The 18,210-nt window shown below is 71.5% G+C and carries 18 protein-coding genes; all 18 read left to right on the forward strand.

Features of this window, described 5'->3' with window-relative positions:
- Positions 1-21: 21 nt before the first annotated feature.
- Complete coding sequence (flgL, locus tag ACJQWL_RS05175) at positions 22-1,218, forward strand: flagellar hook-associated protein FlgL (RefSeq protein WP_330969708.1); 1,197 nt, start codon at positions 22-24, stop codon at positions 1,216-1,218.
- Between the two features lie 386 nt (positions 1,219-1,604).
- Entirely contained in the window at positions 1,605-2,771 is a 1,167-nt protein-coding gene (locus ACJQWL_RS05180) for a flagellin (protein WP_330969707.1), read from the forward strand.
- Between the two features lie 115 nt (positions 2,772-2,886).
- A complete protein-coding gene (locus tag ACJQWL_RS05185; RefSeq protein ID WP_330969706.1) occupies positions 2,887-3,060 on the forward strand; it encodes a flagellin in 174 nt (57 codons plus the stop codon).
- Positions 3,061-3,206: 146 nt separating this feature from the next.
- Complete coding sequence (fliD, locus tag ACJQWL_RS05190; RefSeq protein WP_330969705.1) at positions 3,207-4,538, forward strand: flagellar filament capping protein FliD; 1,332 nt, start codon at positions 3,207-3,209, stop codon at positions 4,536-4,538.
- A 9-nt stretch (positions 4,539-4,547) separates the two neighbouring features.
- Positions 4,548-4,973, forward strand: a complete 426-nt coding sequence (gene fliS / locus ACJQWL_RS05195) for a flagellar export chaperone FliS (protein ID WP_330969704.1) — start codon at positions 4,548-4,550, stop codon at positions 4,971-4,973.
- A complete protein-coding gene (locus tag ACJQWL_RS05200) occupies positions 4,970-5,239 on the forward strand; it encodes a hypothetical protein (RefSeq protein WP_330969703.1) in 270 nt (89 codons plus the stop codon). The genes fliS and ACJQWL_RS05200 overlap by 4 nt, the downstream gene beginning before the upstream one ends.
- A gap of 4 nt (positions 5,240-5,243) precedes the next feature.
- On the forward strand, positions 5,244-5,810 hold the full coding sequence (locus ACJQWL_RS05205; protein ID WP_330969702.1) for a PilZ domain-containing protein: 567 nt from the start codon (positions 5,244-5,246) through the stop codon (positions 5,808-5,810).
- 871 nt (positions 5,811-6,681) lie between these two features.
- Positions 6,682-7,317: a response regulator gene (locus ACJQWL_RS05210; RefSeq protein WP_330969701.1), complete on the forward strand. Its 636-nt coding sequence runs from the start codon at positions 6,682-6,684 to the stop codon at positions 7,315-7,317.
- Between the two features lie 203 nt (positions 7,318-7,520).
- Complete coding sequence (rpoN, locus tag ACJQWL_RS05215) at positions 7,521-8,927, forward strand: RNA polymerase factor sigma-54 (protein ID WP_330969700.1); 1,407 nt, start codon at positions 7,521-7,523, stop codon at positions 8,925-8,927.
- 10 nt (positions 8,928-8,937) lie between these two features.
- Positions 8,938-9,354: a response regulator gene (locus ACJQWL_RS05220; RefSeq protein ID WP_330969699.1), complete on the forward strand. Its 417-nt coding sequence runs from the start codon at positions 8,938-8,940 to the stop codon at positions 9,352-9,354.
- Positions 9,351-10,778, forward strand: coding sequence for a sigma-54 dependent transcriptional regulator (locus tag ACJQWL_RS05225; protein WP_411300750.1), 1,428 nt, complete (start codon positions 9,351-9,353; stop codon positions 10,776-10,778). The genes ACJQWL_RS05220 and ACJQWL_RS05225 overlap by 4 nt, the downstream gene beginning before the upstream one ends.
- A gap of 513 nt (positions 10,779-11,291) precedes the next feature.
- Positions 11,292-11,657, forward strand: coding sequence for a flagellar hook-basal body complex protein FliE (gene fliE / locus ACJQWL_RS05230; protein ID WP_330969944.1), 366 nt, complete (start codon positions 11,292-11,294; stop codon positions 11,655-11,657).
- A 105-nt stretch (positions 11,658-11,762) separates the two neighbouring features.
- The gene (gene fliF, locus ACJQWL_RS05235) at positions 11,763-13,451 is read left to right on the forward strand and encodes a flagellar basal-body MS-ring/collar protein FliF (protein ID WP_411300751.1); all 1,689 of its coding nucleotides are present in this window, start codon (positions 11,763-11,765) and stop codon (positions 13,449-13,451) included.
- On the forward strand, positions 13,444-14,466 hold the full coding sequence (fliG, locus tag ACJQWL_RS05240; RefSeq protein ID WP_330969945.1) for a flagellar motor switch protein FliG: 1,023 nt from the start codon (positions 13,444-13,446) through the stop codon (positions 14,464-14,466). The genes fliF and fliG overlap by 8 nt, the downstream gene beginning before the upstream one ends.
- A complete protein-coding gene (locus tag ACJQWL_RS05245; RefSeq protein WP_411300752.1) occupies positions 14,463-15,077 on the forward strand; it encodes a FliH/SctL family protein in 615 nt (204 codons plus the stop codon). Before fliG ends, ACJQWL_RS05245 begins: the two co-directional genes overlap by 4 nt.
- Positions 15,074-16,474: a flagellar protein export ATPase FliI gene (fliI, locus tag ACJQWL_RS05250; RefSeq protein ID WP_330969946.1), complete on the forward strand. Its 1,401-nt coding sequence runs from the start codon at positions 15,074-15,076 to the stop codon at positions 16,472-16,474. The genes ACJQWL_RS05245 and fliI overlap by 4 nt, the downstream gene beginning before the upstream one ends.
- Positions 16,471-16,935, forward strand: coding sequence for a flagellar export protein FliJ (gene fliJ / locus ACJQWL_RS05255; protein WP_330969947.1), 465 nt, complete (start codon positions 16,471-16,473; stop codon positions 16,933-16,935). Before fliI ends, fliJ begins: the two co-directional genes overlap by 4 nt.
- Positions 16,935-18,071, forward strand: a complete 1,137-nt coding sequence (locus ACJQWL_RS05260) for a flagellar hook-length control protein FliK (protein WP_411300753.1) — start codon at positions 16,935-16,937, stop codon at positions 18,069-18,071. The genes fliJ and ACJQWL_RS05260 overlap by 1 nt, the downstream gene beginning before the upstream one ends.
- Positions 18,072-18,210: the final 139 nt, after the last annotated feature.

Below are 18,210 nucleotides of genomic sequence, written 5' to 3' on the forward strand. Positions count from 1 at the left end.
CACCCCGCACCGGAGACGGGCATGAGGATTTCCACCGCACAACTGCACGCGCAGGGACTGGCCGGGATGCTCGGCCGCCAGCAGGAAATTTCCCGAACCCAACAGGAGCTGGTCACCGGCAACAAGCTCACCCGCGCCGCGCAGGACCCGGCCGGCGCCGCCTCGGCGCAGCGCATCGACCACGCACTGGCCTCGCTGGAGCAGTTCGAGCGCAACAGCGGGCTGGTCGGGCACCGCCTGCGCCTGCAGGAAGGCGCGCTGGGTGATGCCGGCGACACGTTGACGCGTGCGCGCGAACTGGCGATCCAGGGCAACAACGCAGCGCTGTCGGATGGCGACCGCACCATGCTGGTTGCCGAGCTGCGCGCACTGCAGTCGCAGATGCTGGGCATCGCCAACCGCGACGACGGCAACGGCCGCCAGCTGTTCGCCGGTACGCGTGACGGCGTCACGCCGTTCGCGCTCTCGGCCGGCAACGTCAGCTATGCCGGCGACGACGGACAGAACCAGGTCGACATCGGACCGGGGCTTGCGGTGGGCGATACCAACGCCGGCAGCGAGGTGTTCCTGCGCGTGCGCGCCGGCACCGGCGACGTGCGCGGCTCGGCCGACCCGGGCAACAGCGGCCGCGCGGTGCTGCAGGCGACGTCGGTGGCCGACAGCGCGCAATGGAACGGTGCGACGCTGCGGTTGCAGTTCACCGGGCCCGACGCCTACGAGATCCACGATGCAAACGGCGCGGTCGTGTCCACGGGCAGCTACCTCAGCGGCGACTCGATCGATGTCGGCGGCGTGACCCTGCGACTGACCGGCGCGCCCGCGGCCGGCGACGGCTTCGACGTGCAGCGTGCGCCCAACCAGGCCGTATTCACCACGCTGCAGCGGCTGGCCGACGCGATGGCCGCACCGGCCGCCACCGATGCGCAACGCGCGCGACGCGACAACATCATCAGCGAGTCACTGGCCGACCTGTCCTCCGCGCAGGACCACCTGTTGCGCATGCGCGCCGACACCGGCGCACGACTGGCCGCGGTCGATGCCGCCGCCGACACCCGCGAGGCGGGCGAGATCTCGATGACCGAGACGCTCTCCTCCTTGCGCGATGTCGATTTCGCCGAAGCCGCCAGCAGGCTCACGCTGCACCTGACCGCACTGGAAGCGGCGCAGGCCACGATGATGCGCGTGCAGGGTCTCTCGCTGTTCGACCGCCTGCGCTGAGCCGCGGCACGCGTATCTCCCGGCGCCTGCAACCCGGCCGGCGCCGGCATCCACTCCCCACACCCGGCCCGTTGTCGCTACCGCGACCGCGGGTTTCGCGTCTCTGGCCGATTGCCTGCCCCTCCGGCCGTGGCATCCATGCACAACGCCCCAGCGTCGCTTTGCGCACTTCGTGCACGCCATGCAGTGACGCGCATCACAACGTGGCGGGTCGTGCGCGTTGCGTCGACCGTTCGTCGGCCGATTCGTCGAACAACCCCTAAAGCTTGACAAGCACGCGCCGTTATCCATCACAGCAGCGGCGAGGGCAATCACGCCAACACCCTGCGAAACCCGGCCCCAGGCCTTCGCCGCCCGCCGGATCACCCCTTCCAGGAGATGCACAAATGCAAGTCATCAACTCCAACGTCATGTCGCTCAACGCCCAGCGCAACCTGTCCAACACGGGCGCCGACCTGGCGACCAGCCTGCAGCGCCTGTCCTCGGGCCTGCGCATCAACAGCGCCAAGGACGACGCCGCGGGCCTGGCGATCTCCGAGCGCTTCACCACCCAGATCCGCGGCATGGACCAGGCCGCCCGCAATGCCAACGACGGCATCTCGCTGGCACAGACCGCCGAAGGCGCCATGGGCGAGATCGGCAACAACCTGCAGCGCATCCGCGAGCTGGCCGTGCAGTCGCGCAACGCCACCAACTCCGCCTCCGACCGCCAGGCCCTGAACAAGGAAGCCCAGCAGCTGAAGGCCGAGATCGACCGCGTCGCCACGCAGACCTCCTTCAACGGCGTCAAGCTGCTCGACGGCTCGTTCCAGGACCAGACCTTCCAGGTCGGCGCCAACCAGGGCGAGACGATCAACGTCGCCAACATCACCGACGCCAGCTCCGCGGCGCTGGGCGAGTGGACATCCGCTGACACCACCGCCTACACGCAGACCACCGCGGCCGCCACGGCCACTGCATTCGCCACCGGCATGTCGATCGACATCAACGGCGAGACCATCTCCACCGCCGATGGTGCCGCCGACGCAGCCGCCGCCACCGCCGCGCTGAAGGCCGCGTTCGATACCGCCAAGGCCGATACCGCGAACAACCCGGGCCTGGCCAACGTAACCATGAGCGCGGCCGGCGAGATCACCTCGACCGACGAGGAACTGGTCCTGGCCAACCTGGTCAACGTCAGCGGCGTGACCGCGGGCACCACGGCGGGTACGGCCTCCACGGTGGCTGGCACGGCCCAGACCGGCTTCGGCTCGCTGGACATCTCCACCGCCGCCGGCGCCGACAACGCGATGCTGGCGATGGATGGCGCGCTGACCGCGCTCAACAACGCCCGCGCCGACATGGGTGCGATCCAGAACCGCTTCAGCTCGGTGGTGGCCAACCTCTCGTCCAACTCCGAAAACCTGTCGGCTGCACGCAGCCGGATCCAGGATGCGGACTTCGCCAAGGAAACCGCCCAGCTGACCCGCAACCAGATCCTCCAGCAGGCCGGCACCGCGATGCTGGCCCAGGCCAACCAGGCGCCCCAGGGCGTGCTGAGCCTGCTGCGCTGATGAACCACCCCGGAGGCGCGGCGCCCGCCGCGCCTACCGGACCTGCAGGGCGCGGGCGACCTGTTCGCCCGCGCCCCACCCATTCCGCGACTGCGCCCACCGAGCGAGACAACCGATGCAAGTCATCAACTCCAACGTCATGTCGCTCAACGCCCAGCGCAACCTGTCCGGTTCGGACGTCGCCCGGAGCACGTGGCTGCGGCCCATCGCGATCCTCCAGCAGGCCGCCATCGCGATGCTGGCCCAGGCCAACCAGGCGCCCCAGGGCGTGCTGGGCCTGCTGCACTGATGAGGTGACCCGATGCGCCGCGCCCACCCCACCCGACTCGAGCCTACCGGCGCAAACCGCGCGCGGCACGGCGCCTGCATGGATACCGGGATGAGCGCACGCACCACCATGGGCCAGTCGGGTGGCCGGGCCGAGGGAGCCGTGCAATGAGCGCGATCGGCTCCAGCCTGGACGTCAACAGCATCGTCCGCCAGCTGGTGGCCGCCGAGCGCGCGCCCACCGACGCCCGCAACGACCGCACCAACCGGCAGTTGCAGGCGCAGATCTCCGCGCTGGGCAGCCTGCGCAGCGCGTTCGCCGGGCTGCGCACCTCCGCCGAGGCACTTTCCGGCAACGCCGCGCGCAACGCCCGCAGCGTCACCGTGGAGAAGGACGCCGGCTTCACCGCCTCGGCCACCGCCGGCGCCGCCCTGGGCCAGTACCGGGTCGAAGTCGAAACCCTTGCCACGGCGCACAAGCTGGCATCCGCCGGGTTCGCCGACAGCCAGGCCACCGTCGGTACCGGCACGCTGACCCTGGGCTTCGGCGGGACCACGCTTCAGGTCGAGATCGATGCGGCGTCCAGCAGCCTGTCGGCCATCCGCGATGCCATCAACGTCGCCGCCGGGGGCGACGGCATCCTGGCAACCATCATCCAGTCCGATGCCGGCGACCACCTGGTATTGAGCGCAGCCAGCACCGGCACCGCCAACGCCATCACCGTCAGTGCCAGCGGCGGCGACGGCGGTCTGTCCGCGCTAACCTTCGACGGTGCCACCGGCGGCATGCAACAGCAGGCCGCGGCCGGGGACGCGGTGGTCCGCATCGACGGGCTGACCCGCACGCTGTCGGAAAACAGCGTTGCCGACCTGGTGCCCGGCGTCAGCGTGGAACTGACCCGTGCCCAGCCCGGCACCGAGTTCACCCTGGGCGTGGCGTCCGACCCGTCCGCCCAGCGCAACGCGGCCAAAACGTTCGTCAACGCCTACAACGGCGCGCACGGTGCGATCGCCAGCGCCACCGCCTACAACACCAGCACCCAGGTCGCCGCCGCGCTCAATGGCGACGCCATGGTGCGGGGCGCAAGCCGCGACCTGCGCGCCCACCTCAGCAGCAACGTGGTCGAACTCAAGGCCGTGGGCATCACGGTGGAGAAGGACGGCAAGCTCAAGATCGACGAGGCCGCGTTCAACAAGGCCATCGCCGAGGACCCGGCTGCGGTGGCGGCGTTGTTCGACGAGGACACCGGCATCGGCGCCGGCATCGGCCGCACGTTGGCCACCCTGCTCGATGACGACGGCCTGATGGACAGCCGCAGCGACAGCCTGGACACCCGCACCAAGGCGCTCGCCTCCCAGCGCCTTGCACTGGACCGCCGCATGGAGCAGGTGGAAGCCCGCTACCGCACGCAGTTCGTCGCCCTGGACGGCCTGGTCGCCCAGCTCCAGAGCACCAGCAACTACCTCGCCCAACAGCTCGCCAACCTGCCCGGATTCTGAGGCCACCCCATGTACAGCGCACGCAACCTCGCCAACCAGTACCGCCAGACCAGCGTGTCCAGCGCGGTGCTGGACGCCGACCCGCACCGGCTGATCGCCCTGATGCTGTCGGGTGCACGCGAGCGCGCCCGGCTGGCGGTGGCCTGCCTGGAGCGCGGTGACCTGCTGCGCAAGTCGCAGGCAATCGCCGATGCCAGCGCGATCATCGGCGGCCTCAACGGATCGCTGAACCACGAAGCGGGCGGCGAGATCGCCGACGGCCTGGCCTCGCTGTACGACTACGCCCAGCGTCGCCTGCTGGAGGCCAACGCCGACAACCAGTCGGCGCCGCTGCAGGAGGTCGACGCACTGCTTGGCGACATCGAAACCGCGTGGAACGCCATTGCCGACGGCCCCCGCCAACCGCAGGCCGCGGTGGCCGGGGGTGCCGCATGATCCCGGCCCTGCCCACCGATGCCATCCGCGCCTCGATGGACGCCGGCGACTGGGACGCCGCGGCCACGCTGATGCGCGACCACGAAGTCAAGTTGCGGCGGGCGATCGACCACCAGGCCGGCGACCGCACCGTCCTGCTGGCGCTACTCAACGCCCAGCAGGCGTTCCTGGCCGAACTGACCGCCACCCGCGACGAAACCGCGGCCTTGCTCGGCCAGCTGGGCCGCGACAAGCGCGGCGTGCGGGCCTACCTCGCCGGCGCCTGAGCACATGGACGCCGCCCGCGCGCGCGATGAGATCTTCGGCGATGCGCTGGCGTGCGAGGAAGCGCGGCCGTCCGGCTTCCACCCGGCCGCGCCCGACCCCATGGACATGCGCGCCGCGTGCCTGCGGTCGGAAGGCCTGCTGCGCGCGCTTGCGGTGGTCGAGGACAGCCGTGGCATCGAGGACAACGAGGAGTACGACCCCGCCAACGCCGCCCACCACCGGCTCGAGGCCAAGGTCGACCTGCTGACCGCGCTGATGGCGCGCCTGGTCCGCAGCCAGGAGCCGTCCGACCCGATCCGCACCGTGCGCTGGTCCGCCCTGGGCGTGTGCCTGCCCACCGACACCGCACGTTCGCCCGGCACCACCGGCACCTTCCGCATCCAGCCCTCCGACTGGCTGCCCGAATCGCTGGAACTGCCCGCCACGGTTCTGGCCAGCGTGGACGATCCCGCCGACCCCCGGCTGTGGCTGCGCTTCGGCCCGCTCACCCCCGCGCTGGAATCGGCACTGCAACGCCACCTGTTCCGGGTGCACCGCCGCGAAGTCGCAGAAGCCCGCCGCCCGCGGTAAGCGCGCGGCGTGCCTCCGGGACAGGCGCGGCGCCAACCGCGATCCCGGCACCCGCCCCCACCCTGCAGGAGCGACGCAAGTCGCGATCGCCTCACGATCGGAGTGACGTTCGCGACTCACGTCGCTCCTACAACGATCTCGATGCGGCGCGGCGACCGGGCTTCGCGGCCGAAGCCGCTCCTACAGGGCCTTCGGCCGTTGACCCTGGGCTTTCCGCGCATCCCCACGCGCCATCGCCCCAGCCAGGCCCGGAGGGCGGCGCACAGGGATGTGCGCCGCTTTCCGATCTCGGCAGGGATGCCGAGTCGGAAAGTCCCCGCGCCGCCCCACGCAAGGTGTTCGATGTGTCGTGGATAGCGCCTTTCTTTGGTTACCTTTCTTTGGCGCTTCAAAGAAAGTAACTCGCCTTCAGGCGAAAGCTTTTGCTCCTCATGTCGAAGGAAAGGGCAAGGGCTTCCGCCTGGAGGCGGGTAACTTTTCTTTGCCGACCCAAAGAAAAGTCACCAAAAGAAAGGGTCTTCCCCGACGAAACTCCCGTTGGCACGCCGGTGTCGCCTCGGATTTCCCGACTCGCCATCCATGGCTCGGTCGGGAAACGGCGCACATCCCTGTGCGCCGCCCTCCGGGTCGGGTTGGGACACACCGCCGTGACGATTCGAATGGAGCAAACGCAGCCCGCGCCCCCCCTGTAGGAGCGGCTTCAGCCGCGATCCAAGACCCTCCGAGCACAACCAGGTCTCCGTCGGAATCCACGCCCGTCCCTCCGGCCATCGGGACAGCCGCAAAAGCGCCACCGGCTCGCTGGCACCGCCCCATCCCGTCGGCTAAGGTGGCCCGCACCGCTACCCACGCCCGGCTGGAGCCCCGACACGTGCGGGTACTGATCTGCGATGACCACACCCTGATCCGCGCCGGCCTCCGGCGCCTGGTGGAGTCGTTCGACGACATGCAGGTGGTGGCCGAGGCGGCCAGCGCCGACGAAGCGGTCATCCGCGCCCGCGAGCACCACCCCGAGGCCGTGCTGCTCGACCTGTCGATGCCCGGCCGCAGTGGCTTCGAGGCGCTGGACGAATTGCGCCGCGTCTGCCCGGACTCCGCGGTGGTGATCATGTCGATGCACGACGACGCCACCCACGTGCGCGAGGCATTGGCGCGCGGGGCCAGCGGGTTCGTGGTCAAGGAGGCCGCGCCGGCCGAACTGGAGATCGCGCTGCGTGCCGCCGCTGCCGGTCGCACCTACCTCTCCCCGCAGGTGTCGGCGCCGCAATTGCGCGGCAACCGCCCCGACAAGCCCGATGCGCGGACCGCCGTCGACACCCTGCCCCCGCGGCAGCGCGAGATCCTGGTGCTGCTGGGCAAGGGCCGGACCACCAAGCAGATCGCCGGCGACCTGGGCATCAGCGGCAAGACGGTCGAGACCCACCGCGCCCGCCTGATGGAAACCCTGGGCTGCCGCAACTCGGTGGAACTGCTGCGCACCGCCCTGCGGCTGCACGACGAACTGTGACCCCGTGCCGGGATTCCGGCACCGTGTAGGGGAAACCCTGACATGCGACCCGGGATCGCCCTGACACCGCTCGGGTTTGCCCCGATTCGCTTGCCGGCGCGCCAGGCGCAGCATGCAAGGCGTGGACCACGCAGTGGAGTGCGTGGGGACCACGGGGACACCGACAGCGCCGAGGCCGGCGCCGCGCGCACCAGGGGATCACGATGAAGGCCACCGTCACCGCCAAGCTCAGCCAGGGCGTCAACCTGACCCCGCAGCTGCTGCAGTCCATCCGCCTGCTGCAGCTGACCGCGCCGCAGCTGGAAATGGAGCTGCGCGAAGCGCTGGAGCGCAACCCGCTGCTGGAGACCGGGGACGAGGACGAGGCCGGGGAAACCGACGCCCAGGCGCAGGCCGGCGACGACGGCGCACTGGACGCCGCGGCATGGGACGAACTGCCCGAGCCGGCCTTCATGTCGGGTCCGTCCTCGGGAGGCGGCGCCGACGACGACGCCACCGCCCGCATCGCCGCCGGCGATTCCACCGACTGGCGCGTCCGCACCCTTCGCGAACTGGCCGCCGACTGGTCCGATGCCGACCTCGCCATCGCCTCGTGGTGGCTGGACCATTGCGACGACCGCGGCTTCCTGGAAGTCCCGCACCCGGAGCTGCTGACCCGCGCCCACCACGCGCTGTCGCTGCCGCCCCTTGAGATCGAGTCCGTCCGCCAGCGCCTGCTGCATGGCGACTGGCCGGGCCTGGCCGCCAACGACGCGCGCGAGTGCCTGCTGGCACAGCTCGCCGCACGCGGCGCCAGCGACGGCGCCCACGGGCTGGCGCGCAGCATGGTCGCCCACCACCTGGACCTGCTGGCCCGCCACGACCATGCCGCGCTGGGCAAGGCGCTGGAGGCCGACGGCGATGCCGTGCAGGCCGCCATCGCGGTGGTGCTGTCGCTGCGTCCCAGCGCCGTGGAGGAACCGGCGACGGCCGCCGACACCCACGTGATCCCCGACGTGGTCGTGCGCCTCCTGGGCGGCACCTGGCGGGTCGCGCTCAACGGCCGCAGCACGCCGCGGCTGCGCATCTCGGCCCACTGCGAGCAGGCGCTGTCGGCCGCCCCGGGCGAGCACGGTGCACTGCGTGGCCTGCTCGACGAAGCGCGCTGGCTGGTGCGCGGCATCGCCATGCGCAACGACACCCTGCTGCGGACCGCGCAGGTGCTGGTCGAGCGCCAGCAGGGGTTCCTGGAGCAGGGCGAGGAGTCCATCGCACCGCTGACCCTGCGCGAGGTCGCCGATGCGATCGGCATGCACGAGTCCACCGTCTCGCGCATCACCAGCGGCAAGTACATCCAGACCCCGCGCGGCACCTTCGAGCTCAAGCGCCTGTTCGCGGTGCGGCTGGAGGGCGCGGCGGTGTCGGGCAGCGCGGTCAAGGCCATGGTCAAGCGCCTGATCGACGCCGAGCCGCCCCACGCCCCCTTGGCCGACGACGTGATCGCCGGCATGCTGGCGCGCCAGGGCGTGCGCATCGCGCGCCGCACCGTCGCCAAGTACCGGGACCAACTTTCGATCGGGCCGGCACGCGCGCGGATGCACCCGCCTGTCGCCGCCCGTGCGGCATGCTGAGGACACTGCAATGAAAACCCTACGGATCCTGTTGGTCGACGACCACGCCGGTTTCATCAACGCCGCGATGCGCCACCTGCGCAAGCTCGAATGGGTGGACGTGGTCGGGTCGGCCAACAACGGCATCCAGGCCATCGCCCAGTGCGAGGCACTGCGCCCGGACGTGGTGCTGATGGACCTGGCCATGCCCGAGATGGGCGGGCTGCAGGCCACGCGGCTGATCAAGGCGCAGGACAGCCCGCCATTCGTGGTGATCGCCAGCCACTTCGACGACAGCGAGCACCGCGAGCACGCCGCCCGCGCGGGCGCGGACGCCTTCGTCAGCAAGCTGTCCTACATCCACGACGTGCTCGAGCTGCTGGAACGGCTGGGGGCCGACGGCGCACCCGCGGTGCTGGCGCCGGCACCGGCGGGGTCGGCCGGATGAGCGAGTCACGCATCCTCCTGCTGGACCAGGATGCGCAGCGTGCCGAACGCGTGGCCACGCTCCTGGAGTTCATGGATTTCTCCCCACGCATCGCCGATGCCAGCGACATCGACCTGAAGAAGGCCCGGGCCAGCGACTGGGTGGCGGTGGTGGTGGGCGACACCGCGGGCGACGACGGTTTCGACGGCTTCGCCAAATGGCTGTCCAGCCAGTCCCTGCACCCGCCGCTGATGGTCCTGCCGGGCCACGAGGGCGCCGACTGGCGCGGCCAGCTCCATCCCGAATCGGTATGGACGCTGGACTATCCCATCCGTCGCGCCCAGCTGCAGGAAGCCCTGCGCCGCGCCAGCCTCAAGCGCATCGACGAAGACGAACGCCGCAGCGCCACCGCCGGCGACACCGGCCCGACCGGCCGCAGCCCCGCGGTACGCAAGCTGCTGAAGATGATCGACCAGGTGGCGCCGTTCGACACCACCGTGCTGATCCTGGGCGAATCGGGCACCGGCAAGGAAGTGGCCGCGCGCGCCATCCACCAGCGCTCCAGGCGCGCCGGCAAGCCGTTCGTGGCGATCAACTGCGGCGCGATCCCGGCCGACCTGCTGGAAAGCGAACTGTTCGGCCACGAGAAGGGCGCCTTCACCGGCGCGCTGACCCAGCGCAAGGGCCGCTTCGAGATGGCCGAGGGCGGCACCCTGCTGCTGGACGAAATCGGCGACATGCCGATGGCCATGCAGGTCAAGCTGCTGCGCGTGCTGCAGGAGCGCACGTTCGAGCGCGTCGGCGGCACCCAGACCCACCAGTGCGACGTGCGCGTCGTTGCCGCCACCCACCGCAACCTGGAAACCCACATCGCCGAGGGCAAGTTCCGCGAGGACCTGTTCTACCGTCTCAACGTGTTCCCCATCGAGATGCCGGCGCTGCGCGAGCGCGCCGACGACCTGCCCGACCTGATCGCCGCCATCGCCCGCCAGCTGTCCGAGTCCGGCCGCGGCAGCGTGAAGCTGGCGCCCGACGCGGTGCAGGCGCTGCGCCACTACGCCTGGCCGGGCAACGTGCGCGAACTGGCCAACCTGCTCGAGCGGCTGTCGGTGCTGCACCCGTCCGGCCAGGTCGGCGCCGACGACCTGCCCGCGCGCTACCGGGCCGGCGTGCCGGACGCGCCGGCCGCGCCGATGACCGAGTCACCCGTTGCCGCCGCGGCCGCCGCGGCGACCGACCCGGCAACGCTGTCGCCCAACGCCACCCTGCCCCCGGAAGGCATCGACCTGCGCGGGCACATGGCCGAGATCGAGGTCGAACTGATCCGCGCCGCCCTGCAGCAGGCCGACGGCGTCGTCGCCCATGCCGCACCGCTGCTGGGCCTGCGCCGCACCACGCTGGTGGAGAAGCTGCGCAAGTACGGGTTCGATCGCGACGAGTCGTAAGCGCGCCGGTCACGACCCAACGGGCCGTGATCACACCAATCGCGACCGCACGGGTCGCGAATGCACCGATCGCGATCGCGCCGCCCCTGTAGGAGCGGCTTCAGCCGCGAAGCCCGGTCGCCCCGACCCCACACCTGCTTTGCAGGAGCGACGCAAGTCGCGACCGGACGCCCCAAGCGCCCCGAATCCCTCACCCCGTTTGTAGGAGCGACGTGCGTCGCGACCGGACACCCCACGCGGCACCGGTTCCGGATCGCGGCTGAAGCCGGTTCGCCGCGTGCCCCACACCTCCTTTGCAGGAGCGACGCAAGTCGCGATACGCGCTCGCCCGAAGTCCCTCGGTCGCGACTCACGTCGCTCCTACAAAGGGACCGGTGGCATCCGTTCCGCTCGTACGTGATGCGTGGCACCCGCCATCGCCCCGTCACCCGCCCCGCGCCGGAAACCCGTCAACCCCGTGGCACGCGCCTTGCCTAGTCCGGGCAGACCCCGCCGACACGGACCCGGCCCGCAATGAGCGACGCCATTTCATCGATCCTCTCCCAGATCCGGGCGCACCAGTCGCACGCGGCGCTGCGGGCCGATGCGCCTGCCGGCACCGCCATCGATCCCTCGCTGTTCAACCCCGGCGCCGGCGCCGCACGTCCGTCCGACGGGCCGGGGTTCTCCGACACGATGGCCAAGGCGCTGGACAACGTCAGCGCGACCCAGCGCAAGTCCGGCGAGCTGCAGCAGGCATTCGAACTGGGCGATCCGCGCGCGGACCTGGCCCGGGTGATGGTGGCCATGCAGGAATCGCAGGTCGCCTTCCGCGCCACCGTCGAGGTGCGCAACCGGCTGGTCCAGGCGTACCAGGACGTGATGAACATGCCGATCTGACGCCGGGAATAGGGAACAGGGCATGGGGAAACCCGTCCTGCCCGCTTTCCCGATCCCGGTTCCCCACTTGCGCTCCACCACCCCCTCCACCTTGGCCCGCCCTGCATGAGCGTCATCACCCTTCCCAAGAGCACCTCCAGCCAGCTGCGCGACCTGGGTCGCCTGCAGGACATCCCGGCGGTCCGGCAGTTGGGCGTGTTCGCGCTGGCCGCGCTGGCCATCGCGCTGGGCCTGTGGCTGTTCTTCTGGACCCAGAAGCCCGACTACGTGCCGGTGTTCGCCGGGTTGGACGCCAAGGCCACCAGCGAGGCGTCCGAGCTGCTGCGCAGCGCCAACATCCCGTTCCGCATCGACAGCGGCAGTGGTGCGCTCGCCGTGCCGCAGGACAGCCAGGGCGATGCCAAGCTGGCGCTCGCCGCCGCGGGCCTCCCCGCCGGCAGCGCGGGCGGCTTCGAGATGATGGGCCAGGACCAGGGGTTCGGCACCAGCCAGTTCGTCGAGAACGCGCGCTACCAGCACGCACTGGAAAACGAGCTGGCGCGCACCATCGCCAACCTGCGCCCGGTGCGCGAGGCGCGCGTGCACCTGGCGCTGCCCAAGCCCAGCGCCTTCACCCGCCAGAAGGAGCCGGCCAGCGCATCGGTCGTGCTGCAGATGCAGTCGGGCAGCACGCTGGAGCAGGGCCAGGTGGCGGCGATCGTGCACCTGGTCGCCTCCAGCATCCCCTCGCTCCCGCCGGAGAACGTCACCGTCGTCGACCAGTTCGGCCGCATGCTGTCCAACCCGGACCCCAACAGCGACGAGGCCGTCGGCGCCAAGCAGTTCGAGCAGCGCGGCCGGCAGGAAGCGGTCTACGTGCAGCGCATCCAGGAACTGCTGGAGCCGATGACCGGGCGCGGCCGCATCAGCGCGCAGGTCAGCGTCGACATGGACTTCGCCCAGACCGAGGAAGCTCGCGAGACCTACGGCCCCGACGCCGGGCTGGTGCGCAGCGAGCAGATCTCCGAGTCCGGCGACATCGCCGGCACGCCTGCGGGCAGCCCCGGCGCCGCCCCGGCCCAGGGCGTACCGGGCGCGGTCGCCAATACCCCGACCACCGCCGCTGCGGCACTGGCCGGGCCGGCAGCTGCCACCGCGCCGGAGGGCGACAACGGCCCCAGCGCGCGCACCGCGGTGCGCAACTACGAGCTGGACCGCACCCTGACCCACACCCGCGGCGCGCCGGTGCGCATCAGCCGGGTCACCGCCGCGGTGCTGATCGACAACGTCCCGCAGGTGGGCACCGAGGGCAAGGTCAGCTACCGCTCGCTCAACGATGCCGAACTGCAGCGCATCGACGCGCTGGTCAAGCAGGCGATCGGCTTCAACGCCGAACGCGGCGACATGATCTCGGTGGTCAACGCTCCGTTCGCGCCCGGCGCGGCGGTGGAGGACATGCCCGGTGCGCCGTTCTGGGAAAACCCGCGCGCGATCGAACTGGCGCGGACCGTGCTGGGCGGGCTGGCGGTGCTGGTGTTCATCCTGGCGGTGCTGCGCCCGGCCTTCCGCGCCATGCTGGCGCCGCGTGCGACCACCACCGCGGTGGCCGAGGTGGTCAGCGAGGAGACCCACGTGTCGATCTCCACGCCGGGCGCCGCCGGCCCGCCCCAGGTACAGGCGCCCCGCGCGCCCTCGCACGCCTCGCAGGTGGCGATGAATTTCGACGAGAAGCTGCAGGTCGCACGCACCGCCGTGACCAGCGACCCCAAGCGCGTCGCCAACGTGGTCCGCAACTGGGTGGAAGCAGATGGCTGAGGCCGCGCAACTGAAGAAACCGACCCCGCTCTCGGGCGTGCAGCGCGCCGCCGTGGTGCTGCTCTCGCTGGGCGAGGAACAGGCCGCCGAGGTGCTCAAGCACATGGGCGCCAAGGACGTGCAGAAGCTCGGCCTGGCGATGACGTCGGTCAGCGCGGTCTCCCGCGACGACGTGGCGTCGGTGTTCGACGATTTCGTCGACGTGCTGGCCCAGCCCAACGCCCTGGGCGCCGGCGCCGACGACTACATCCGGGCGGTGCTGACCCAGGCGCTGGGCGAGGAGCGCGCGGCCAGCCTGATCGACCGCATCCTGGCCGGGCGCAACACCTCCGGGCTGGACGCGCTCAAGTGGATGGAGCCGCGCGCGATCGCCGACCTGGTGCGCAACGAACACCCGCAGATCATCGCCATCGTCATGGCCCACCTCGACGCCGACCAGGCCGCCGAGGTGCTCAAGGTGCTGCCCGACCGGACCCGGGCCGACGTGCTGCTGCGCATCGCCACGCTGGACGGCATCCCGCCCAACGCGCTCAACGAACTCAACGACGTGATGGCGCGCCAGTTCGCCGGCAGCCAGAACATCAAGTCGTCCAACGTCGGCGGGATCAAGGTCGCCGCCAACATCCTCAACTTCATGGACTCCGGCCAGGACGAGGCGATCCTGGGCACGATCAACGAGATCGACGATGCCCTGGGCGGGCGCATCCGCGAGGAGATGTTCGTGTTCGACAACCTGGCCGACATCGACGACCGCGCGATGCAGACCGTGTTGCGCGACGTGCCCAACGAGAAGCTCGCCATCGCGTTGCGCGGCGCCGACCAGCGGGTGCGCGAGAAGATCACCACCAACATGTCCCAGCGCGCGTCCGAGATCCTGATGGAGGACATGGAAGCGCGTGGCCCGGTGCGGCTGGCCGAGGTCGAGGCCGCGCAGAAGGAGATCCTGTCGATCGTGCGCAAGATGGCCGATGACGGCAGCATCCAGCTGTCGGTCAAGGCCGAGGCGTTCGTATGAGCGCGCCGGCCCTGGACATGCCGGACGCCGCGATCATCCGCTGGACCGCGCCGGGCTTTGCCCGCACCCGCCCGCCCGAACCCGAGATTCCCAAGCCGCCCAGCGTCGAGGACCTGCAGGCGCTGGAGAAGGCGGCCTTCGACGAAGGCTTCGAACGCGGCCACGGCGAGGGCATGGCCGGCGGCCAGGCCGAAGTACGGCGGATGATCGCGCAGATCGAAGGCATCCTGGACGGCTTCACCCGCCCGCTGGCGCGCCTGGACGGCGAAGTCGGCGATGCGCTGGGCGAGCTGGCCGTACGCATCGCCGGCGTGCTGCTGGGCCGCGCCTACGCCGCCGACCCGACGCTGCTGGCCGACCTGGTCCGCGAGGCGCTAGACGCGGTGGGCACCACCCAACGCGAAGTCGAACTGCGCCTGCACCCCGACGACCTGGGCGTGCTCGCCCCGCACCTGGCCGGGCTGAGCGGCGTGCGCCTGACCAACGATGTCGCGCTGGCACGCGGCGAGCTGCGCCTCAACAGTGAAGCCATGCGCATCGACGGAACCCTGGCCGCACGGCTGCAGGGGTGCCTGGACGCGCTGGTGGAACCGGAAGGGGGCGCGGCATGAGCAGCGTCGCCGCCGCCCATTGGCAGGAAGCGCGCAACCTGCGCCTGGCCGCGCGCCTGGGCGCCGCCGATCCGCAGCCGCCGTCGATGGCGCTGGCACGCGAAGGCGTGCTGCGCCGCGCGGTCGGCCTGACCCTTGAGGCCTCCGGCTGCAGCGCACCGCTGGGCTCGCGCTGCAAGGTGGAGACCTCCGGCGGGCGCTGGGTGGATACCGAGGTGGTCGGCTTCGCCGGCGACCGCACCTACCTGATGCCGACCGCGGACCTCGAAGGCCTGCTGCCCAACGCCCGCGTGGTGGCGACCCGCCGCCGCGGTGAAGTCGCGGTCGGCGAGGGCCTGCTCGGCCGCGTGATCGACAGCGACGGCGTGCCGCTGGACGGGCGTGGCGCGATCCGCGCCGAAGGCTGGATGGGCCTGGCCGGCACGTCGATCAACCCGCTCATGCGCGAGCCGATCAGCCAGTCACTGGATGTCGGGGTGCGCGCGATCAACGCGCTGCTGCCGATCGGCCGCGGCCAGCGCATCGGCCTGTTCGCCGGCTCGGGCGTCGGCAAGTCGACGTTGCTGGGGATGATGACCCGCTACACCGCCGCCGACGTGATCGTCGTCGGCCTGATCGGCGAACGCGGCCGCGAGGTGCGCGACTTCGTCGAGAGCACGCTGGGCGTGGAGGGCCTGCGCCGCTCCGTCGTCGTCGCCACCCCGGCCGACCGACCGCCACTGGCGCGGCTGCACGGCGCGTTGCGCGCCACCGCGATCGCCGAATGGTTCCGGGACCAGGGCTTGCATGTGCTGCTGCTGATGGACTCGCTCACCCGCTTCGCCCATGCCCAGCGCGAGATCGGCCTGTCGGTCGGCGAGCCGCCGACCACGCGCGGCTACCCGCCCAGCGTGTTCGCCAAGCTCCCCGCGCTGGTGGAGCGCGCGGGCAACGGCGCCGACGGCCGCGGCTCGATCACCGCCTTCTACACCGTGCTGACCGAGGGCGACGACCAGCAGGAGCCGATCGCCGATGCCGCGCGCGCGATCCTCGACGGCCACATCGTGCTGACCCGCCGCATCGCCGACGCCGGCCAGTACCCGGCGATCGACGTGGAGGTGTCGGTCAGCCGCGTCATGCAGGAAATCACCGACCCGGCGTGGCGCGCGCGCATCCGCAAGCTCAAGCAGTTGATGGCCGCCTACAACGCCCAGCGCGACCTCATCGCCATCGGCGCCTACCAGCGCGGCAGCGACCCGGTGGTCGACGAGGCGCTGGCGCGGTGGCCTTCGATCATGCAGTTCCTCGGCCAGGACGTGACCGAAGCCTCCGACGTCGAAGCCAGCCGAGTCGCCCTTGCGCGCCTGCTGGACGACACCTCGTACCCCGGCAGTGACCCGCAGGAGACCGCCCCGTGACCCGATCCCAGCGCCTGGACCCGCTGTTGCGCGTCAAGCAGCAACGCCAGGACGATGCCGCCCGCGAGGTGGCCCAGCGCGACCGCGCGGTGCTCGAACAGGAGGAGCGCCTGGACGCGCTGCGCAAGTACGCGGCCGAGTATTCCTCGCCCGAGGCATTGGCCGGGGCGACCCTGGCACCGGCCCTGCTGGCCAACCGGCTGGCGTTCCGCGAAAAGCTCGACCAGGCGGTGGACCAGCAACGCAGGGTGGTCGACAGCACCCGCGAACGCGCCGACGTCGAGCGCGCCCGCCTGATGCTGGCCAGCCGCGAAACCCACGTGCTGGAGAAGCTCAAGTCCAGCTACCGCGCCGAAGAAGCGCGCAGCGCCGACAAGCAGGTGCAGCGGGAAATGGACGACATCGGCGGCCGCCGCGCACGCATCGCCCAGGCCGCGCGCGACCCGGAGACCACGACGTGATGCCCGCCCTGCCCGCCACGCCCCCACCGCCGCCGTCCCCCAGCAGCGCCGGTGGTGGCCGCGCACCGGGCCCGTCCGATGCCGGCGCCGGGTCCGACGCCAGCGACAGCCCGTTCTCGCTGCTGATCGGTGGCGACGCCCCCGTGCCGGTAGCGACGGCCGTGGTGACGACCGACGGCGGCCACGGTGCCCGGGACGATGCGACCGCCAGCGACGATGAACCCGGCCTCGGCTCCGGCGAAGGCGCCCTGCCCGAACGCCTGCTCGGGTTGCTGGCCGGACCGTGGGGCACGCCGCCTCCCGCCGCCACCGCCGCCACCGCCGCGCCCGCGCCGCCGCCCACGGCGCACGCAGCGGCGCTGCCCGGTAGCCACGCGCCGGGGCTGGCGATGCCGACGCTGCAGGTCGCTGCCTCTGCACCGCCCGCGCCGGCCTCGGCCGCGCTGGCCATCGCGATCCAGAACGCCACCGCCGCCGGTGCAAACGCCCCCGAGGCGCCCGCCGGCGACACGCCCACCACCGCGCAGGCGCTGGTGCAGGCCGGACTCCCCGCGGCGGCCGCCCGGGCCACACCCGCCTTCGACACCCTGGTGCGTGATGCGGTCGCCGCCGCCCGCGCCGACCCAGGCATCGAACAGACACCCTTTGCGCCGGCGAGCACAGGCGTCTCGCCTGCCAGCCTCGCCGCCGTGCGTGCCTCCCCGCTCGTCCAGCCCCTGCCGATGCCCGCCGACCCCGCCGCCGGCTTCGACGAGGGGCTGACCACGCGCGTGGCCTGGATGGCCGAACAGGGCATCGGCCGCGCCGAACTGCGGGTCAATCCCGACCATGCCGGCCCGATCGAAGTGCGCCTGCAGATGGAGGGCACCCGCCTGGTCGCCGAATTCAGCGCGACCAATGCCGACACCCGCCAGGCCCTGGAAGCGGGCATGCACCGCCTGCGCGAGATGCTGGGCCAGCAGGGCCTGCAGCTGGCGCAGTCGCACGTGGGGAGCGGCGGCGGACAGGGACGCCAGGGCGGTTCCAACGACGGCATGGCCGGGGGCACGGGCCAGCCCGATGGCAGCGAAAGGACGGCCGGCGACACCGCCCCGGCACGCTGGCTGAGCCGCGGGCTGCTGGACGAGTACGCCTGACCAGTCGCTCCCGATGGCGACACCCGCCCCTGTAGGAGCGACGTAAGTCGCGACCGCGCAACTCCGGGCAGCGACGATTCGCGACTCACGTCGCTCCTACAATGGCGCTGGCGCGGCAGCTGCCGGAAAGGCGCCCCTG

Origin of the sequence: Novilysobacter viscosus (assembly GCF_046600715.1) — a bacterium.
Lineage (GTDB): Bacteria > Pseudomonadota > Gammaproteobacteria > Xanthomonadales > Xanthomonadaceae > Lysobacter_C > Lysobacter_C viscosus.